Origin of the sequence: Skermanella pratensis (assembly GCF_008843145.1) — a bacterium.
Taxonomy (GTDB): Bacteria; Pseudomonadota; Alphaproteobacteria; order Azospirillales; family Azospirillaceae; genus Skermanella; species Skermanella pratensis.
Window position 1 is genome coordinate 3,028,663 of record NZ_CP030265.1, and the last position, 16,984, is coordinate 3,045,646.

A 16,984-nucleotide genomic window follows, 5' to 3' on the forward strand; every position below is an offset into this window, starting at 1 on the left:
AGGCTGCCAAAAACCTGTTCAGCCCCAACTGAAACCCCCAATAACTTCCTATCCCGTCAGGAAACCAAGTCACGGAAGAAGTCGACCACACGCAGGTGCACCAAGTCGTTCCAGGTCGCGAAGACCATCAAGGTGAGCACCAGGGCCAAACCAATCCGAAAGCCATATTCCTGAGCCCTGTCGCCGAGCGGCTTACCACGGATCGCCTCAACGGCATAGAACAACAAGTGGCCGCCGTCCAACATCGGAATGGGAAAAAGGTTAATGAGGCCGAGATTGACCGAGAGGATCGCCATGAACCAGACCAGCGCCACGACGCCGCTCTGAGCCACCTCGCCGGACATCTGCGCGATGCGCAGCGGGCCGCCCAGCTCCTCGGTCCCGCGCGAGCCGGAGATCATCTGGCCGACGGCGCCCAGAGTGCCCACGGTCAGGTTGACGGTCTCCCGCCCGGCCTGCCAGAGGGCTGTCAGCGGGTCATGCCTGCGGTATTCCATGCCGGCCCGGCCGATCCCGAGCAGGCCGATGGAGTGGGTATTGCCCATCCGGTCGGTGATCTGGGTCACCTCGGGCGTGACGGACATCGGTACGCGACTACCGTCGCGCTCGACCACCAGCGCCAGGGGAGTTCCCTGATTGAACCGGACGATCTGCTGGACTTCCTCGAAACGCTCGATCGGCTGGCCGTCGATCTCCACGATGACGTCGCCCGGCAGGATGCCCGCCCGGGCGGCGGCACTCTGCTCCTGCACAGTCCCGATGTCCGGCGGCGTGTAGGGCTGTCCGTAGAGCGAGAACAGCAGCGTCAGGCCGATGATGGCGAACAGGAAATTGGCGATCGGACCGGCCGCCACGATGGCGGCGCGCTGCCCCAGCCGCTTGTGGAAGAAGGATAACTCGCGCTCCTGCGGGGTCATGGTCCGGACCGCGCCGCTTGGCGTGCTGGCCGCGTCGGCGTCCCCGAACATCTTGACGTAGCCGCCGAGCGGAATCGCGCTGAACTTCCACCGGGTGCCTGCGCGATCCGTACGGCCGAACAGTTCCGGACCGAACCCGATCGAGAAGGTCTCGATGCGCACGCCATTGCGGCGGGCGACCCAGTAATGGCCAAGCTCGTGAACGAACACGAGCACGGTCAGCACGACCAGGAAGGGGATGACGTAGGTCCACAGACCGGTGAGGAATTCCATTGGTTCTCCCGCCGCCCGCGGCTCAGGGGTTCATTCGCTGCAACGGGCCAAGTTTTCGCTCGCTTCACGGCGAGCTTCCGCGTCGATGTGGCGCACATCGTCCAGATGATCAAGGCGGGAATGTGGCAGCCGCTCCAGCGTCTGCTCGACCACGCGCTCGATGTCCAGGAATCCGATGCGCCTTTCCAGGAATCCCTGGACTGCCACTTCGTTCGCCGCGTTCAAAATTGTAGGAGCGCCTCCGCCGCTTTGCAAGGCATGGCGGGCGAGGCGCAGCGCCGGGAAGCGCTGAGGATCCGGCGCCTCGAACGTCAGCGTTCCGGCGCTGATCAGGTCCAGCGGGGCGGCCGGCGTGGGGATACGCTCCGGCCAGCCCAAGGCGAATGCGATAGGCGTCCGCATGTCGGGCGTTCCGAGTTGGGCAAGCACCGAGCCATCGACATATTCCACCATGCTGTGGATCACCGACTGGGGATGAACGACCACGTCGATGCGTTCCTCGGGCATGGCGAACAGGAAATGCGCCTCGATGATCTCCAGCCCCTTGTTCATCATCGTGGCACTGTCGACCGAGATCTTGGCGCCCATCCGCCAAGTCGGGTGGGCGCACGCCTGCTCCGGCCCGGCTTCGGCCATCTGGGACCTGGAGGACTGGCGGAATGGTCCGCCCGACGCGGTCAGCAGCAGGCGCCGGATCGAGTCGCGCCGATCGGGATCGAACACCTGGAAGATCGCGTTGTGCTCGCTGTCGACCGGCAGCAGCGTGGCGCCGCAGTCCCGCACCAGGTCCATCATCAGCGGCCCGGCGCAGACCAGGCACTCCTTGTTGGCGAAGGCGACGATGGCGCCGCGCCGGGCGGCGGCCAGCGTCGATTCCAGCCCGGCGGCACCGACGATCGCGGCCATGACCCAGTCGGCCGGGCGTTGGGCCGCTTCGACCACCGCCTCGGGCCCGGCGGCAACCTCGATCCCGCTGCCGGCCAGCGCGTCGCGCAGGGCCTGATAACCCGCGGGATCGGCGATCACCACCAGCGCCGGGCGCAGCGCCCTGGCCTGCTCGACCAGATGGGCGACATTGCGGCCGGCGGTCAGCGCCTCGACCGTGTAGGCTCCCGGATCGCGGGAGATCAGATCGACCGTATTGCGGCCGACCGAGCCGGTCGATCCGAGGATCGTGACGCGCCGGGGAGATCCGGTCCGCTCCGACGTGCGCGCGCCTGCTACCACCATGCGAGAGCTTTCCCCAAAGTCGCGTGGAACAGCGCGAAGACCGGCGCTGCGACAATAAGTCCGTCCACGCGGTCGAGCAGACCGCCATGGCCGGGAATGAGACGCCCGCTGTCCTTGACGTCGAAACGGCGCTTGATGCCCGACTCGAACAGATCGCCGATCTGGCCGACCACGGCGAGCACCATGCCCAGCACGGCCGCCAGCCAGGGCCGCTCGGCGTCGAACGCGACGGCGACGCCGGCGCCGAACGCCGCGGCGCTCAGCATGCCGCCGATCAGCCCGGCCCAGGTCTTCTTGGGGCTGATACGGGGGGCCAGCTTCGGTCCGCCGATGCTCTTGCCGGCGGCATAGGCGCCGATGTCAGTCGCCCAGATGCAGAACAGAAGATAGATCAGCAGCCCCAGCCCGTCCTCCGGATGGCCCCGGACCCAGATCAGGGAGACGCTGCCGAAGACGATGTAGGGAATGCCGAAGGAGAAGAGCCAGCGGTGGTCCGAATGGGACATCCAGGCATAACCCAGAAGCGCCACCGTAAGGATAGCCGCCAGGAGGAGCGACAGCGCCGCCCCCATGATGAAGTCCGCGATCAGGACCGCCGCCACCGCCGCCACCGGCAGCGAAGCGACCCACCTGGAGCGGTCCGGCTCGACGAGCCGGGTCCACTCCGCAACCGCCAGGACTGCGAAGGTCAGGATCAGGACTTCGAAGACCCAGCCGCCGAGATAGACCGCCAGAAGAACGACGGGTCCGAGAACCAGAGCCGAGATGATCCTGGTACGCAGGTTTCCCGTTCTACCGAGTCCCGACTGCGCCGTAGCGCCTGTCGCGCTGGTTGAATTCTCGGATTGCATCTTCCAGATCGCGCTTCGTGAAATCGGGCCACAGCGTATCGACGAAGACCAGTTCGGTATAGGCCAATTGCCACAGCAGGAAATTGCTGATCCGCTGCTCGCCGCTGGTACGCAGCAACAGGTCGGGATCGGGAATGTCCCGGGTCAGGAGACGGCCCGAGAAGGACTCCTCGGTCACGTCCTCGGGGTTGAGCCTCCCCTCCAGGGCATCCCTGACCATCTGCCGGGCGGCATTCGCGATCTCCTGCCGGGCGCCGTAGCTGAGCGCGATAGTCAGGTTCAGCTCGCCGTTCCCGCGGGTCAGTTCCTCCGCGTTCTGGATCATGGTGACGATGTCGCCGGACAGACGGGAACGGTCGCCGATCACCCGCAGCCGGACGCCGTTCTTGTGGAGTTCGGCGATTTCGCTGCGCAGGTAGAACCGGAGGAGTTGCATGAGGTCGAACACCTCGCCCTCCGGCCGCCGCCAGTTCTCCGACGAGAATCCGAACATGGTGAGGTAGGGGATGCCCAATTCGCGGGCAGCCTCCACGGTTCGCCTTACGGCTTCGATGCCTTTGCGATGCCCTGCGGTCCGCGGCAGGCCGCGGGCTTTCGCCCAGCGGCCGTTACCGTCCATGATGATCGCTACGTGCTGCGGCAAGGTGCCCGTCGTGGTCAAAGTCCCCTGCATCGAGGTCAGACCTGCATGATCTCTTTTTCCTTGGCCGCGAGCGCTTCGTCGATCTTCTTGATGTGGGCGTCGGTCATGGACTGGACCTCGTCGGCCCAGGTTTTGTGTTCATCCTGGCTGATGTCGCCGCCTTTTTCCATGCGCTTCAGCATGTCCATTCCGTCCCGGCGCACATTGCGAACGGCGACACGGGCCTGCTCGGCGTAGCGCGAAGCGACCTTGGACAGTTCGGCCCGGCGCTCCTGGTTCAAGTCGGGTATCGGCACGCGCACGTTCTGGCCATCGGTCTGAGGGTTCAGCCCGAGGCCGCCGTCGCGGATCGCCTTCTCGACGGCCTTGACCATGCCGCGGTCCCAGACCTGCACCGTGATCAGCCGCGCTTCGGGCACGCTGATGGTACCGACCTGGTTGAGAGGCATCTGCTGGCCATAGGCCTCGACGGTGATCGGTTCAAGCAGACTGGCGGAGGCGCGGCCAGTGCGCAGCCCGCCGAATTCCTTGCGCAGCGACTCCAGGGCGCCGTCCATGCGGCGGCTGAGCGAGTCAATATCAGGGTCGGCCACGGTAGTTCAGCCCTCTTCCGTGATGATCGTGAACTTGCCGCGCCCCGCCATGACTTCGGCAAAGGCACCGGCCGTGTGGATCGAGAACACTAGGATGGGTATTTTATTCTCGCGCGCCAGCGAAATGGCCGAGGCGTCCATCACCTGGAGATCCTTCGCCAGAACCTCAAGGTGGGTCAACGTCTCGAAGCGCTGAGCCGACGGGTCCTTGTTGGGATCGGCGGAGTAGACGCCATCCACTTTGGTGCCCTTCAGGAGCGCGTCGCAGCCCATTTCGGACGCGCGGAGCGCCGCTGCGGTATCGGTCGTGAAGAACGGGTTACCCGTTCCGGCACCGAAGATCACGACCCGCCCCTTCTCCATGTGGCGCACGGCGCGGCGCCGGATATAAGGTTCGCAGACGCTGGCCATGGGGATGGCGGACTGCACCCGGGTCTGAACGCCCCTGCGCTCCAGCGCGCTCTGCATCGCCAGCGCGTTGATCACCGTCGCGAGCATGCCCATGTAATCGGCCGTCGCCCGCTCCATCCCCGTCGCTGCGCCCGAGACGCCGCGGAAGATGTTGCCGCCGCCGATCACCAGGCAGACCTCGACGCCCATGCCGACGACGGATTTCACCTCATCGGCGACCCGATCGACGATTTCGGGGTCCAGCCCGTATTCCCGATTGCCCATCAGCGCCTCGCCGGAGATCTTCAGCAGGACGCGACCATACCGGGCGTTGGTGGGCATCGCCCCCTCCATCGCAGTCATCAAAAGTAATCCCTAAGCCAGCGATCGTGCGAGCCGGCGGCCGCCTCGGGGGCGACCGCCAATAGCTTCAGCGACAGACAGTCTCAGCGGCCGACGTTCGCCTGGGCGGCAACCTCGGCGGCAAAATCGGACTGCTCCTTCTCGATGCCCTCGCCCAGAACGAACCGGGTGAAGCCCACGACCTTGATCGGGGCGCCGATCTCCTTGGCGACCGTATCGACGACCTTGCGGACCTTGTTTTCGCCGTCGATGACGTAGACCTGCTCCAGAAGGACCACTTCCTCGTAGTATTTGCGCAGCCGACCCTCGACCATCTTGGCGATGATGTCTTCCGGCTTGCCGCTGGCGCGCGCCTGATCGGCCAGAACGCTCCGCTCACGCTCCAGGGAACTGGCGTCGACATCCTCGATGTTGACCGCTTCCGGACGGGCGGCGGCGATGTGCATGGCGATCTGCTTGCCGAGTTCCAGCAGGCGGGCACGGTCACCGGTGGACTCCAGGCCGACCAGCACGCCGATCTTGCCCAGGTTCGGAGCCAGCGCGTTGTGGACGTAACTGGCGACGGCGCCCTGGCCGACAGCGATCCGCGAAACGCGGCGCAGGTTCATGTTCTCGCCGATCGTCGCCACCATGTTGGTGACCTCGTCCGCGACGTTGCGGTCGGTGCCGGGGAAAGCCTGCTGCTGCAGCGACTCGATCGTGCCGTCACCCTCGAGCGCCAACTGCGCGACCTGGTTCGCGAAGGCCTGGAACCGGTCGTTGCGGGCGACGAAGTCGGTCTCGGAATTGACTTCGACCGCGGCGCCGACGGTGTCGGCGGTGGCGACCGCGACCAGACCCTCGGCGGCCACCCGGCCGGCCTTCTTGGCGGCGGCGGCGAGGCCCTTCTTGCGCAGCCAGTCGACGGCGCCTTCAAGGTCGCCCGACGTCTCGGTCAGCGCCTTCTTGCAGTCCATCATGCCGGCGCCGGTCTTTTCGCGCAATTCCTTGACGAGCGAGGCTGTGATTTCGGCCATCTTGGACCTCTTCCTGAATGATCGTAGTCAGTAGATAAAAATAAGGGCAACCGGACGCATCCAAGCGCCCGGTTGCCCGATCTGACGGATCAGGCCTGGGCGCCTTCCGAGACCGCGGCTTCGCCCTCGGTGCCTTCGGTGGCCTCGGCGACGACGACATCCTCGTCCGCCGGCAGTTCTTCCTCGACGCCTTCGGCCTGCTCGCCGACATCGATGCCCGAGGCGATCATCTCGGCCTGGAGGCCGTCGAGAACCGCACCGGAAACCAGCTCGCAATAGGTATCGATCGCGCGCAGCGCATCGTCGTTGCCCGGGATCGGGAAGGCGACGCCGTCGGGATCGGAGTTGCTGTCGATCACCGCGACGACCGGAATACCGAGCTTGTTGGCTTCCTGGACCGCGATCGACTCTTTATTGGTGTCGATGATGAACAGGATGTCCGGCAGGCCGCCCATTTCCTTGATGCCGCCGAGCGCCCGTTCCAGCTTGTCACGTTCGCGGGTGAGCTGGAGGGTTTCCTTCTTGGTCAAGCCGATATTGGTGTCCTGAAGGCGCTCCTCCATCTCGCGGAGACGCTTGATCGACTGGGAGATGGTCTTCCAGTTCGTCAGCATGCCGCCGAGCCAGCGGTGGTTGACATAGTACTGGCCGCAGCGCGAAGCCGAGTCGGCGACCTTCTCCTGAGCCTGGCGCTTGGTGCCGACGAACAGCACGCGTCCGCCGCCCGCCACCACGTCGCGGACCGCAGTCATTGCGCGGTGCAGCATGGGAACGGTCTGCTCGAGATCAATGATGTGGACGCCGTTGCGCACGCCGAAAATGTACGGCTGCATCTTCGGGTTCCAGCGGCGGGTGTGGTGGCCGAAATGGACGCCGGCTTCCAGGAGCTGGCGCATGGTGAATGAAGGCATCGGCATGGAAAACAGTCCTTTTCCGGTTGCTCCGCCGCGGGCGTGGTTCACCAGATGTGAACACCGGAGCGGGCCGCCGGCCTATGAGCCGATGGACCGCAAGCCCGCGTGAGGTTTTGCGACGGGCGATAGATAGCCCGGCGCCCTGCGTTTGGCAACCATATCCGCATGCATCGCGCGGCGCGCGCCCGGGGGCAACGCCTAAAGATCGAGCACGTCAGCCACGCCGGGGATCGCCTTGATCGCGGCCCTGCCCTTCGCCGACACCGCATAGGCTCCGGGGAGGGCGATTTCGGCCTCGCGCATGCCGCCGACGTCCACCAGGATCGATATCTTGCCCCGGCCCCGTCCGATCTGGTCCAGGATGTTGCGCAGGTGCGGGGCCGCCTCGGGCTGGCTGAGGATGATCTGCAGCCCCTCGGCGGCACGGGCGACCTCGTCCTCCAGCGGCTTCACGTCATGGCAGGTCAGCCGCATGTCCTCGCCCATGACCTGGACGTCGACCATCAGGACGACGCTCTTGCCCGGCTCCAGCAGCTCCCGTGAGGTCGCCAGCAGCTCCGAGAAGAGGGTCACCTCGTAGACGCCCGTGGAGTCCGACAGGCTGACGAAGGCGAAGCGGTTGCCGCTCTTGGCGACCCGCTCCTGCCGGTTGATCACGACGCCCGCCATGGGAAAGCGGGTCGAGCCGCCGCCGCTCGCCTTCTTGAGCAAGTCGGCCGAGTTGACCACTCGCAGGCGCGACAGGGGCTTGGCGAAGCCGTCCAGCGGGTGGGCCGACAGGTAGAAGCCGATGGCGTTGAACTCGTGGGCCAGCCGGTCGAGCTGGTCCCAATCGGCCACCTTGGGCAGGTCGGGAACCTTGAGAGTCACCCCGCCCCCGCCCCCGAACAGGCTGGATTGGCCGCTCTCGCGCTCGGCCGCCGCGGCCTGGGCGTAGCGGATCAGCGTTTCGATGCCGCCATGGACCTGCCGCCGGTTGCCGTTGAGGCTGTCGAACGCGCCGGCGCAGGTCAGATTCTCCATCTGGCGCTTGTTGATCACCTTGGTATCCAGCCGGCGCGCCAGGTCGAACAGGTCGGTGTAGCGGCCGCCCTCGTTCCGCCGGGCCACCAAGGCTTCCATGGCGGGCATGCCGACTCCCTTGACGGCGGCGAGGGCGTATCGGATCGCCCGCTCGCCGTCTGGCAGCAGCTCCACCCGGAAAACCGGGTTGGACTTGTTGATGTCGGGGGTCAGCAGCCGGATCTTGAGACGGACCAGTTCCTGCCGGAAGGTGTTCAGCTTGTCGGTGTTGCCCAAGTCGAGAGTCATGGACGCGGCCAGGAACTCCACTGGGTAGTTGGCCTTCAGGTAGGCGGTCTGGTAGGCGACCAGCGCATAGGCGGCGGCGTGCGACTTGTTGAAGCCGTAGCCGGCGAACTTGTTCACCTGGTCGAAGATCAGGCCGGCCTGCTCGCCGTCGACGCCCTTGCCCACGGCGCCGTCGATGAACAGCTTGCGCTGGGCGTCCATCTCGGCCTGGATCTTCTTGCCCATGGCGCGGCGCAGCAGGTCGGCGCCGCCGAGCGAGTAACCGGACAGCACCTGGGCGATCTGCATGACCTGCTCCTGGTAGATCATGATCCCGAAGGTGTCCTTCAGGATCGGCTCCAGCCAAGGGTGCATGTAGTCCGGCGCTTTCTCTCCGTTCTTCACCGCGATGTAGGTCGGGATATTGTCCATCGGGCCGGGACGGTAGAGCGAGACCAAGGCGATGATGTCGTCGAACCGGTTCGGCTTGAGGCGCCGCAGCACATCGCGCATGCCCGAGCTTTCAAGCTGGAACACGCCGGTCGTCTCGCCCCGCGACATCATCTCGTAGGTCTTGACGTCGTCGAGCGGCAGGTTGGACAGGTCGATGACGTCGCCGCGCTCCGTGATCAGCTCCACCGCGCGCTGGAGCACGGTCAGGGTCTTCAGGCCGAGGAAGTCGAACTTCACCAGCCCGGCCTGCTCGACATACTTCATGTTGAACTGGGTAACCGGCATATCCGAGCGCGGGTCGCGGTAGAGCGGCACCAACTGGTCCAGCGGACGGTCGCCGATCACCACGCCGGCCGCGTGGGTCGAGGCGTGACGGAACAGTCCTTCCAGGCGGAGCGCTATCTCGATCAGGCGCTTGACGGTCTCGTCCGAGTCCCGGGCCTGCTGAAGCATCGGCTCACCCTCGATCGCCTGCCCCAGGGTCACCGGGTTGGCCGGGTTGTTGGGCACCAGCTTGCAGATCTTGTCCACCTGCCCGTAGGGCATCTGGAGCACGCGCCCGACGTCGCGCAGCACGGCGCGCGCCTGGAGCTTACCGAAGGTGATGATCTGGGCGACCCGGTCGTGGCCGTAGTAGCCCTGCACGTAGCGGATCACCTCGTCGCGGCGGTCCTGGCAGAAGTCGATGTCGAAGTCGGGCATCGACACGCGCTCGGGATTCAGGAACCGCTCGAACAGCAGGCCGAAGCGCAAGGGGTCCAGGTCGGTGATGGTCAACGACCACGCCACGACCGAACCGGCACCCGAGCCGCGGCCCGGGCCGACCGGGATGTCATGCCGCTTCGCCCACTTGATGAAGTCGGAGACGATCAGGAAGTAACCGGGAAACTTCATGTTCTCGATCACGTTCAGCTCGAAATCGAGCCTTTCGCGATAGGTCATCTCGGTCTCCGCACGCTGCTCCGCCGTCATCTCCGGCGTGAAGACCTGCTTCTCCAGCCGCAGGATCAGGCCCTCGTGGGCCTGGTGGCGCAACTCCTCCGGCTCGGTCCTGCCACCCTCGGCCGCCGCCTGGAAGGCGGGCAGGATCGGCTTGATCGGTTTCAGCAGGTAGCTGCAGCGGCGCGCGATGACCAGGGTGTTGTCCACCGCCTCCGGCAGGTCGGCGAACAGCTCGCGCATCTCCGCAGCCGACTTGAAGCGGTGCTCCGGCGTCAGGCGCCGCCTCTCAGCCTCGACCACGTAGGAGCCTTCGGCGATGCAGAGCAGCGCGTCGTGAGCCTCGTACATGTCCTCGGTCGAGAAGAAGCAGTCGTTGGTCGCGACCAGGGGCAGGTCGAGATCATAGGCGAGGTCGACCAGATCCGGCTCGATGCGGTCCTCCACGTCCAGCCGGTGGCGCATCAGCTCGACATAGAGCCGGTTGGGGAACAGGCGGCGCAGCTGCTCCGCGACATCGCGGGCGGCCGGCTTGTGGCCCTCGGCGAACAGACGCCCGATCGACCCGGAAGGTCCTCCGGTCAAGGCGATCAGGCCGTCGGTGAAGCCTTCCAGATCCTGCAGGGCGAGCTGGGGAGCGGACGTCGGATCGCCCTCCATGAAAGCCTTGCTGATCAGCTTCGTCAGGTTCTGGTAGCCGGCCTCCGATTGGACCAGGAGCACGAGCTGGTCGGGCAGATTCAGCCCCTTCCCCACCGGCTTGCCGCCGCCGTTGGCGGCAGGTCCCATGCGCCGGATGCCAAGCTGGCAGCCCAGGATGGGCTGCACTCCGGCATCCATGGCGGCCAGCGAGAATTCCAGCGCGCCGAACAGATTGCCGGTGTCGGTGACGGCGACGGCCGGCATCTCCTGCTTTTGGCAGATCTTGACCAACTCCTTGATCTTGATCGCCCCTTCGGAGAGCGAATAGGCGGAGTGGACGCGCAGGTGGACGAAATCGGCAATCGGCATCGGGTGCTGTACTCGGGAGCGGGAGCGGGAGAGCGTTCTGCGCCCAGCATGACAAGCCGGAGCCCCGGCGTCATGCGCAAGTTTCGCTTGACGCCGGGTGCCGGCCGGCCCGGCGGAGGGAAACCGGAGCGGAAGTGACCGTCGGGCAACAGGCGACCTACCGGTTATTCGTTGGGTATCGGAACACCGAGGGCCGTTGAACAGGAGCCTCCACCGCTCCGTCAGGCGTCCAAGCTGGCCTTCAGGAAATCGATCGTCCTGGTCCAGGCCAGCTGCGCGGCCGCCGCATCGTAACGCGCCGGAGCCGTGTCGTTGTTAAAGGCGTGGTTGGCGCCCTGGTACATGTGCAAGGTGTAGTCGACATCGGCCTTCTTCAGAGCCGCCTCGAAGGCCGGCACGCTCTCGTTGATGCGATCGTCCAGGCCGGCATAGTTGAGCAGCAGCTTGGCGCGGATGTTCGGCACCGCGTCAAGCGGCGGGGTCCGGCCGTAAAAGACCACCGAAGCATCGAGATCCGGCGACGCCGTCGCCAGCGTGCCCGCCATGCCGCCGCCCCAGCAGAAGCCCATGGCGCCGACCTTGCCGGTCGACTCGGCATGGCCTTGGAGAAAGGCGACGGTTCGGACCAGATCATCCAGGGTCTGCTTGCCGTCGAGCCGGCCGATGAGCGTGCGGGCCTGATCCTCGTCCGCCGGCGTTCCCCCCAGCGGACTCAGCATGTCCGGACCCAGCGCCAGGAAGCCTTCCAGGGCCACCCGGCGGACCACGTCCTCGATATGCGGGTTCAGGCCGCGGTTCTCGTGGATGACGATCACCGCCGGCAGCTTGCCGGCACCCTTCGGCTTCGCCAGATAGCCCTTGAGGTCGCCGGACGAACCCGGCCACGTGATGCGGGAGGTTTCCAGCCGCGCGTCGGTCGGGGGCACGACCTGCGCCAGGGCATAGTTGCTTTCCAGCAGGGGAAGCAGCGCCGCGGCGGCGGCGGCGCTGCCGGCCAGGGCGGTCAGCCGGCTGATGAAAATCCGCCGGTCCAGCGGGGCGTGGGTGTATTCATCGTAAAGCTCGATGATCTTGCGATCCATGGCGCAACCCTCCTCTCTTGGTCCGGGGCATCGCCGTCCGCCCCGGACACAAGCTAGGCCATCGCTCAATGCTGGACCAGCACACCGTCCTTCAGTTCGAGCACCCGGTCCATGCGGGCCGCCAGATCCAGGTTATGGGTCGCCACCAGCGCTCCGAAATCACCGCCGCGGACCAGATTGGCCAGCACGGCGAACACGTCCTCCGCCGTCTTGTGGTCCAGATTGCCGGTCGGCTCGTCCGCGATCAGCAGCTTCGGACGATTGGCCAGGGCTCGGGCGATCGCGACTCGCTGCTGCTCGCCGCCCGAAAGACGTGCCGGCCGGTGGCCGGCCCGCGCGGCGAGCCCGACCAGATCCAACAGCTCCATGGCCCGCTTCCGCGCCACGGATTTCGAGATGCCTGAGATCATCTGCGGCAGCACGATGTTCTCCAGGGCGCTGAACTCCGGCAGCAAGTGGTGGAATTGGTAGACGAACCCGATGGACTGGCGGCGCAACGCCGTCCGGTCGGCGTCGGACAGCGTATTGGCCAGCTTGCCCGCGATGCGGATCTCGCCGCCGTCGGCCTGCTCCAGCAGCCCGGCTATATGGAGCAGAGTCGACTTGCCGGCTCCCGATGGACCGACCAGGGCCACCAACTCGCCGCCGGCGACCTGGAGGGACGCACCGCGCAGTACGTTGAGCGGCTGCCCCGCCTGCTTGAAGGTCCGGACGACCCCGTCGATCCGGATCATGGGCTCGGCCGGTAGGTTCCTCGTCTCATTCATAACGGAGCGCCTCGACCGGATCGAGCTTGGCTGCCCGCCACGCCGGGTAGATGGTGGCGCCGAACGACAGCCCCAGCGCCATCAGGACGACCCGGGTTACCTCGGACCAGTCGATCTCCGCCGGCAGTTGGGTCAGGAAATAGATCTCCGCCGAGAACAGCTCGGTGCCCAGGAGGTTCTGGAGCACCTGCCGGATCGATTCGATGTTGTCGGCGAAGGCGACCCCCAGGACGAGGCCGAATACCGTGCCGATCACGCCGATGCTGGCGCCGGCCAGGAAGAAGATGCGCAGGATCATGCCCCGGGTTGCGCCCATGGTGCGCAGGATCGCGATGTCCCTGCCCTTGTCCTTCACCAGCATGATCATGCTGGAGATGATGTTGAACGCGGCGACCAGGATGATCAGCGTCAGAATCAGGAACATCACATTCCGTTCGACCTGAAGGGCGTTGAAGAAGCTGGCGTTGGACTGCTGCCAGTCGACCAGCCGGGCCCGGCCGCCCAGCACCTCCTGTACCGGGCCGCGGTACTCCCAGATCAATCTGGGCTGCTCGACCATCAGCTCCAGCGTCGTCACCGCGTCGGGCACCCGGAAAAAGACCTGGGCCGCCGGCAGAGGCATGAAGATGAAGTTGTTGTCGTACTCGAACATCCCGACATCGAAGATGGCGCCGATCGTGTAGGCCCTCATGCGCGGCACCGTCCCGAAGGCGCTGGTATTGCCTTGCGGGCTGATCAGCGTCAGCTGGTCGCCGACCGCAAGCCCGAGCCGCTGCGCCATCCGGATGCCGATCGCCACGTTCTCGTTTTCGAAACGGTCCAGCGATCCCCGCACGATATGGTTGGAGACCGTTGGCCGGACCCGGAAATCCTCGGGCGCTATGCCGCGGACGATGGCCCCGGACGACACGCCCCGCACGGTGACCAGCGCCTGCGCCTCGACCGTCGGCGTCACGGAGGTGACTCCGGGCACCTGACGAAGCCGATCGGCAAGCGGCTGGTAATCGGGCAGCGGACCCTGGATCGCGTAGACGTTCATGTGGCCGTTGAGGCCGAGCACCCGGCCCAGCAGTTCCGACCGGAAGCCGTTCATCACCGCCATCACGATGATCAGCGTCGCGACGCCGAGCCCGATGCCCAGCAGCGAGAAGCCGGCGATCACCGAGATGAAGCCTTCCTGCCGCCGCGCGCGGAGATACCGCATCGCGACCATGCGTTCGAAAGCGCCGAAGATCATGCCTGTAAGGCCTTTTTGGACTGATGAGCGATGCGTGCCGGTCTCAAGCGGTCAGCTTGGCGAGGGCGGCCTCGCGCGACAGTTCCTCGCGCTCGCCGGTGGCGCGACGCTTCAGCTCGACGACGCCGCTCTTCAGCCCCCGGGGACCGACGGTCAGCTGCCACGGAATGCCGATCAGGTCCATGTCGGCGAATTTGCCGCCGGCCCGCTCGTTGCGGTCGTCGTAGATCACCTCGACCCCCGCGGCACTCAGGTCGCGATACAGCTCGTCGCAGACCCGGTCGCACTCGGCGTCGCCGGTCTTCAGGTTTATCAGGCCGACCTTGAAGGGTGCCACGCTGTCCGGCCAGATGATGCCGGATTCGTCATGGCTCGCCTCGATGATCGCGCCGACCAGCCGCGACACCCCGATGCCGTACGACCCCATTTCCAGGGTAACCTGCTCGCCGTTCGGCCCGGCGACCACGGCGCCCAGCGGAGCCGAGTACTTGGTGCCGAAATAGAAGATGTGGCCGACCTCGATCCCGCGGGCGTTCACCAGTTCCTCCGGCGGCAGCGGCGAGGTGGCGGGATCGTGCTTCTCGTCGGTGGCCGCATAGATGCTGGTGTACTTCTCGAAGAACGGCCCGAGGTCGTCGTCGAATCCGGGCGCGCTGGACAGGACGTCCAGGTCCAGCCACTCCTTGTCGCAGAACACCCCGCTCTCGCCGGTTTCCGCCAGGATGATGAACTCGTGGCTGAGATCGCCGCCGATGGGACCGGTATCGGCCTGCATCGGGATCGCCTTCATGCCGAGCCGGGCGAAGGTCCGCAGATAGGCCAGGAACATCTTCTGGTACGAGCGGCGGGCGCCGGCCTGGTCCAGGTCGAAGGAATAGGCATCCTTCATCAGGAACTCGCGCCCGCGCATCACGCCGAATCGGGGCCGGATCTCGTCCCGGAATTTCCACTGGATATGGTAGAGGTTGCGCGGCAGGTCGCGGTAGCTCTTGACCGCCGACCGGAAGATGTCGGTGATCATCTCCTCGTTGGTCGGGCCGAACAGCATCTCTCGCTCGTGCCGGTCACGGATGCGAAGCATCTCCTTGCCGTAGTCGTCGTACCGGCCGCTTTCCTTCCACAGCTCGGCCGGCTGGATCGTCGGCATCAGCAGTTCCTGCGCGCCTGCGGCATCCTGCTCCTCGCGCACGATCTGCTCGATCTTCTTCAGCACACGGAATCCCAACGGCAGCCAGGCATAGATGCCGGCGCTGGTCTGCCGGATCATGCCGGCTCGCAGCATCAGCCGGTGCGAGACGATCTGCGCCTCGTTGGGGTTTTCCTTCAGGGTGGGCAGGAAATAGGCGGACAACCGCATTCGAATTCTCACGGAGCTCGGGGACGACCGGCCCATGGCCAGTCCGATCGGAGCGGACTGTAGGGAATAGCGCTGGACAAGTCCATGATGGCAAGTCCATGCCGGGGGCGCGTCGCACGCCCCCGGCACGCGCCGCTTACTTGGGCAGGGTCCCCTGGACCCCCTCGACGTAATAGGCCATCGACAGGATCTCCGGGTCGGTGGCGGTCTTGCCCTCGGCGATCACGACCTTGCCGGACTGGTCCTTGATCGGGCCGGTGAAGGGATGCAGGGCGCCCGACTTGATATCCTCGATCGCTTTGTTTCCCAGGGCCTTGACCTCGGCCGGGACGGCGTCGTTGAACGGCGGCAGGAGGACAGTCCCGGTGGCAAGGCCGCCCCAGTAATCCTCCGACTTCCAGGTGCCGTCGAGAACGGCCTGGACCCGCTGCTGGTAATAGGGATTCCAGTCGTCGACGATCGAGGTCAGGTGCGCCTTGGGGCCGAACCGGCTCATGTCGGACGACTGGCCGAAGGCGTAGATGCCGCGGGCCTCGGCTTCCTGGATCGGCGCCGGGCTGTCGGTGTGCTGGGCCAGGATGTCGGCGCCCTGGTCGATCAGCGCCTTGGCGGCGGCCGCCTCCTTGCCCGGATCGTACCAGCTGTTGACCCAGACCACCCGCACTTGAGCCTGGGGATTGACGCTGCGCAGCGCCAGGGTGAAGGCGTTGATGCCGCTGACCACCTCGGGAATCGGGAAGGACCCGATATAGCCGATGATGTTCGACTTGGTCATCTTGCCCGCGAGCAGGCCGCAGACGGTGCGGCCCTCGTAGAAACGGCCGGAATATGTCGCCACGTTGGTGGCGCGCTTGTATCCCGTCGCGTGCTCGAACTTCACCTTGGGAAAGCGCTGCGCGACCTTCAGCGTGGGGTTCATGAAGCCGAACGACGTCGTGAAGATCAATCCGGCGCCGCCGGCCGCCAACTGGTTGATCACGCGCTCGGTGTCGGGACCCTCGGCAACGTTCTCCACATAGGTGGTCTCGATGCGATCACCGAAATGCTCGGCGATGTGGCGGCGTCCAAGGTCGTGCTGGTAGCTGTAGCCGTGATCCGAAATCGGGCCGACATAGACGAAGCCGACCTTCAGCTTGTCCGCGGCGAACGCGCGACCAACCATCGGACCGGCACTGATGGCTGCGGCGGTCCCGGCCACCGAAAGACCGAACTGGCGTCTGTTGAGCATGTTTCTTGTTCCCTCCGAGAGAGTTGGTTCAAGTGACGGGACAGGCGGGAAGCCGACCGCAGGCACCCCGGCGCAGGATGAAGACCCGCAGGCTGGCTTGGAAGCCGGGATTTTGCTGAAAGACCTTACGCATTTCCAGGCAGGTGTACTGTTGCCCATGACGCGAGACGCCCTGCCTTTAGAAGCCGCGTGTGACCGGATGCCTTTGTACCAATTCGGCGGTATCGGCACCAACCATTTTGCCCGATCCACCCAGCATGGTAGGCGGGTTCCGCCTATTTGATCGGACCGAACCGCAATCTGTTCACTACCAGAGCAAAGAGTCATCATTTGGGCAGAAAATGAGTGACGGCGACGCAAGCATGGCGTAAGGTTTCGCCCACAAAAAGAAAAGGGCCGCGCTGTCACCGCAGCGCGGCCTGAAGTTAGG

Annotated in this window: 14 protein-coding genes; all 14 read right to left on the minus strand. The window is 65.6% G+C overall.

Annotation, left to right across the window (positions count from 1 at the left end; all coding sequences use genetic code 11):
• Window positions 1-56: 56 nt before the first annotated feature.
• The gene (gene rseP / locus DPR14_RS13800) at window positions 57-1,190 is read right to left on the minus strand and encodes an RIP metalloprotease RseP (RefSeq protein ID WP_158045666.1); all 1,134 of its coding nucleotides are present in this window, start codon (window positions 1,188-1,190) and stop codon (window positions 57-59) included.
• 30 nt (window positions 1,191-1,220) lie between these two features.
• Complete coding sequence (locus tag DPR14_RS13805; RefSeq protein WP_158045667.1) at window positions 1,221-2,420, minus strand: 1-deoxy-D-xylulose-5-phosphate reductoisomerase; 1,200 nt, start codon at window positions 2,418-2,420, stop codon at window positions 1,221-1,223.
• Window positions 2,411-3,271 carry a phosphatidate cytidylyltransferase gene (locus tag DPR14_RS13810; protein WP_158045668.1) on the minus strand — a complete coding sequence of 287 codons (861 nt, stop codon included), beginning with the start codon at window positions 3,269-3,271 and terminating at the stop codon, window positions 2,411-2,413. Before DPR14_RS13810 ends, DPR14_RS13805 begins: the two co-directional genes overlap by 10 nt.
• Window positions 3,213-3,944, minus strand: coding sequence for an isoprenyl transferase (locus tag DPR14_RS13815; protein ID WP_158045669.1), 732 nt, complete (start codon window positions 3,942-3,944; stop codon window positions 3,213-3,215). The genes DPR14_RS13810 and DPR14_RS13815 overlap by 59 nt, the downstream gene beginning before the upstream one ends.
• 5 nt (window positions 3,945-3,949) lie before the next feature.
• Window positions 3,950-4,507: a ribosome recycling factor gene (frr, locus tag DPR14_RS13820; RefSeq protein WP_158045670.1), complete on the minus strand. Its 558-nt coding sequence runs from the start codon at window positions 4,505-4,507 to the stop codon at window positions 3,950-3,952.
• A 6-nt stretch (window positions 4,508-4,513) separates the two neighbouring features.
• Complete coding sequence (gene pyrH, locus DPR14_RS13825) at window positions 4,514-5,251, minus strand: UMP kinase (protein WP_425501042.1); 738 nt, start codon at window positions 5,249-5,251, stop codon at window positions 4,514-4,516.
• Between the two features lie 92 nt (window positions 5,252-5,343).
• Entirely contained in the window at window positions 5,344-6,276 is a 933-nt protein-coding gene (gene tsf / locus DPR14_RS13830) for a translation elongation factor Ts (protein ID WP_158045672.1), read from the minus strand.
• Between the two features lie 89 nt (window positions 6,277-6,365).
• Window positions 6,366-7,193, minus strand: a complete 828-nt coding sequence (rpsB, locus tag DPR14_RS13835) for a 30S ribosomal protein S2 (RefSeq protein ID WP_158045673.1) — start codon at window positions 7,191-7,193, stop codon at window positions 6,366-6,368.
• Between the two features lie 195 nt (window positions 7,194-7,388).
• A complete protein-coding gene (dnaE, locus tag DPR14_RS13840; RefSeq protein WP_158045674.1) occupies window positions 7,389-10,883 on the minus strand; it encodes a DNA polymerase III subunit alpha in 3,495 nt (1,164 codons plus the stop codon).
• A 221-nt stretch (window positions 10,884-11,104) separates the two neighbouring features.
• Window positions 11,105-11,965, minus strand: coding sequence for a dienelactone hydrolase family protein (locus DPR14_RS13845; RefSeq protein WP_158045675.1), 861 nt, complete (start codon window positions 11,963-11,965; stop codon window positions 11,105-11,107).
• A 65-nt stretch (window positions 11,966-12,030) separates the two neighbouring features.
• Window positions 12,031-12,732 carry an ABC transporter ATP-binding protein gene (locus tag DPR14_RS13850; protein ID WP_246148148.1) on the minus strand — a complete coding sequence of 234 codons (702 nt, stop codon included), beginning with the start codon at window positions 12,730-12,732 and terminating at the stop codon, window positions 12,031-12,033.
• Window positions 12,725-13,969, minus strand: a complete 1,245-nt coding sequence (locus DPR14_RS13855; RefSeq protein WP_158045676.1) for a lipoprotein-releasing ABC transporter permease subunit — start codon at window positions 13,967-13,969, stop codon at window positions 12,725-12,727. The genes DPR14_RS13850 and DPR14_RS13855 overlap by 8 nt, the downstream gene beginning before the upstream one ends.
• A 43-nt stretch (window positions 13,970-14,012) precedes the next feature.
• Entirely contained in the window at window positions 14,013-15,326 is a 1,314-nt protein-coding gene (gene proS / locus DPR14_RS13860; RefSeq protein ID WP_158045677.1) for a proline--tRNA ligase, read from the minus strand.
• Between the two features lie 136 nt (window positions 15,327-15,462).
• Window positions 15,463-16,554 (minus strand): BMP family ABC transporter substrate-binding protein, encoded by a 1,092-nt coding sequence (locus tag DPR14_RS13865; RefSeq protein ID WP_158045678.1) that lies wholly within the window; start codon window positions 16,552-16,554, stop codon window positions 15,463-15,465.
• Window positions 16,555-16,984 lie beyond the last annotated feature (430 nt).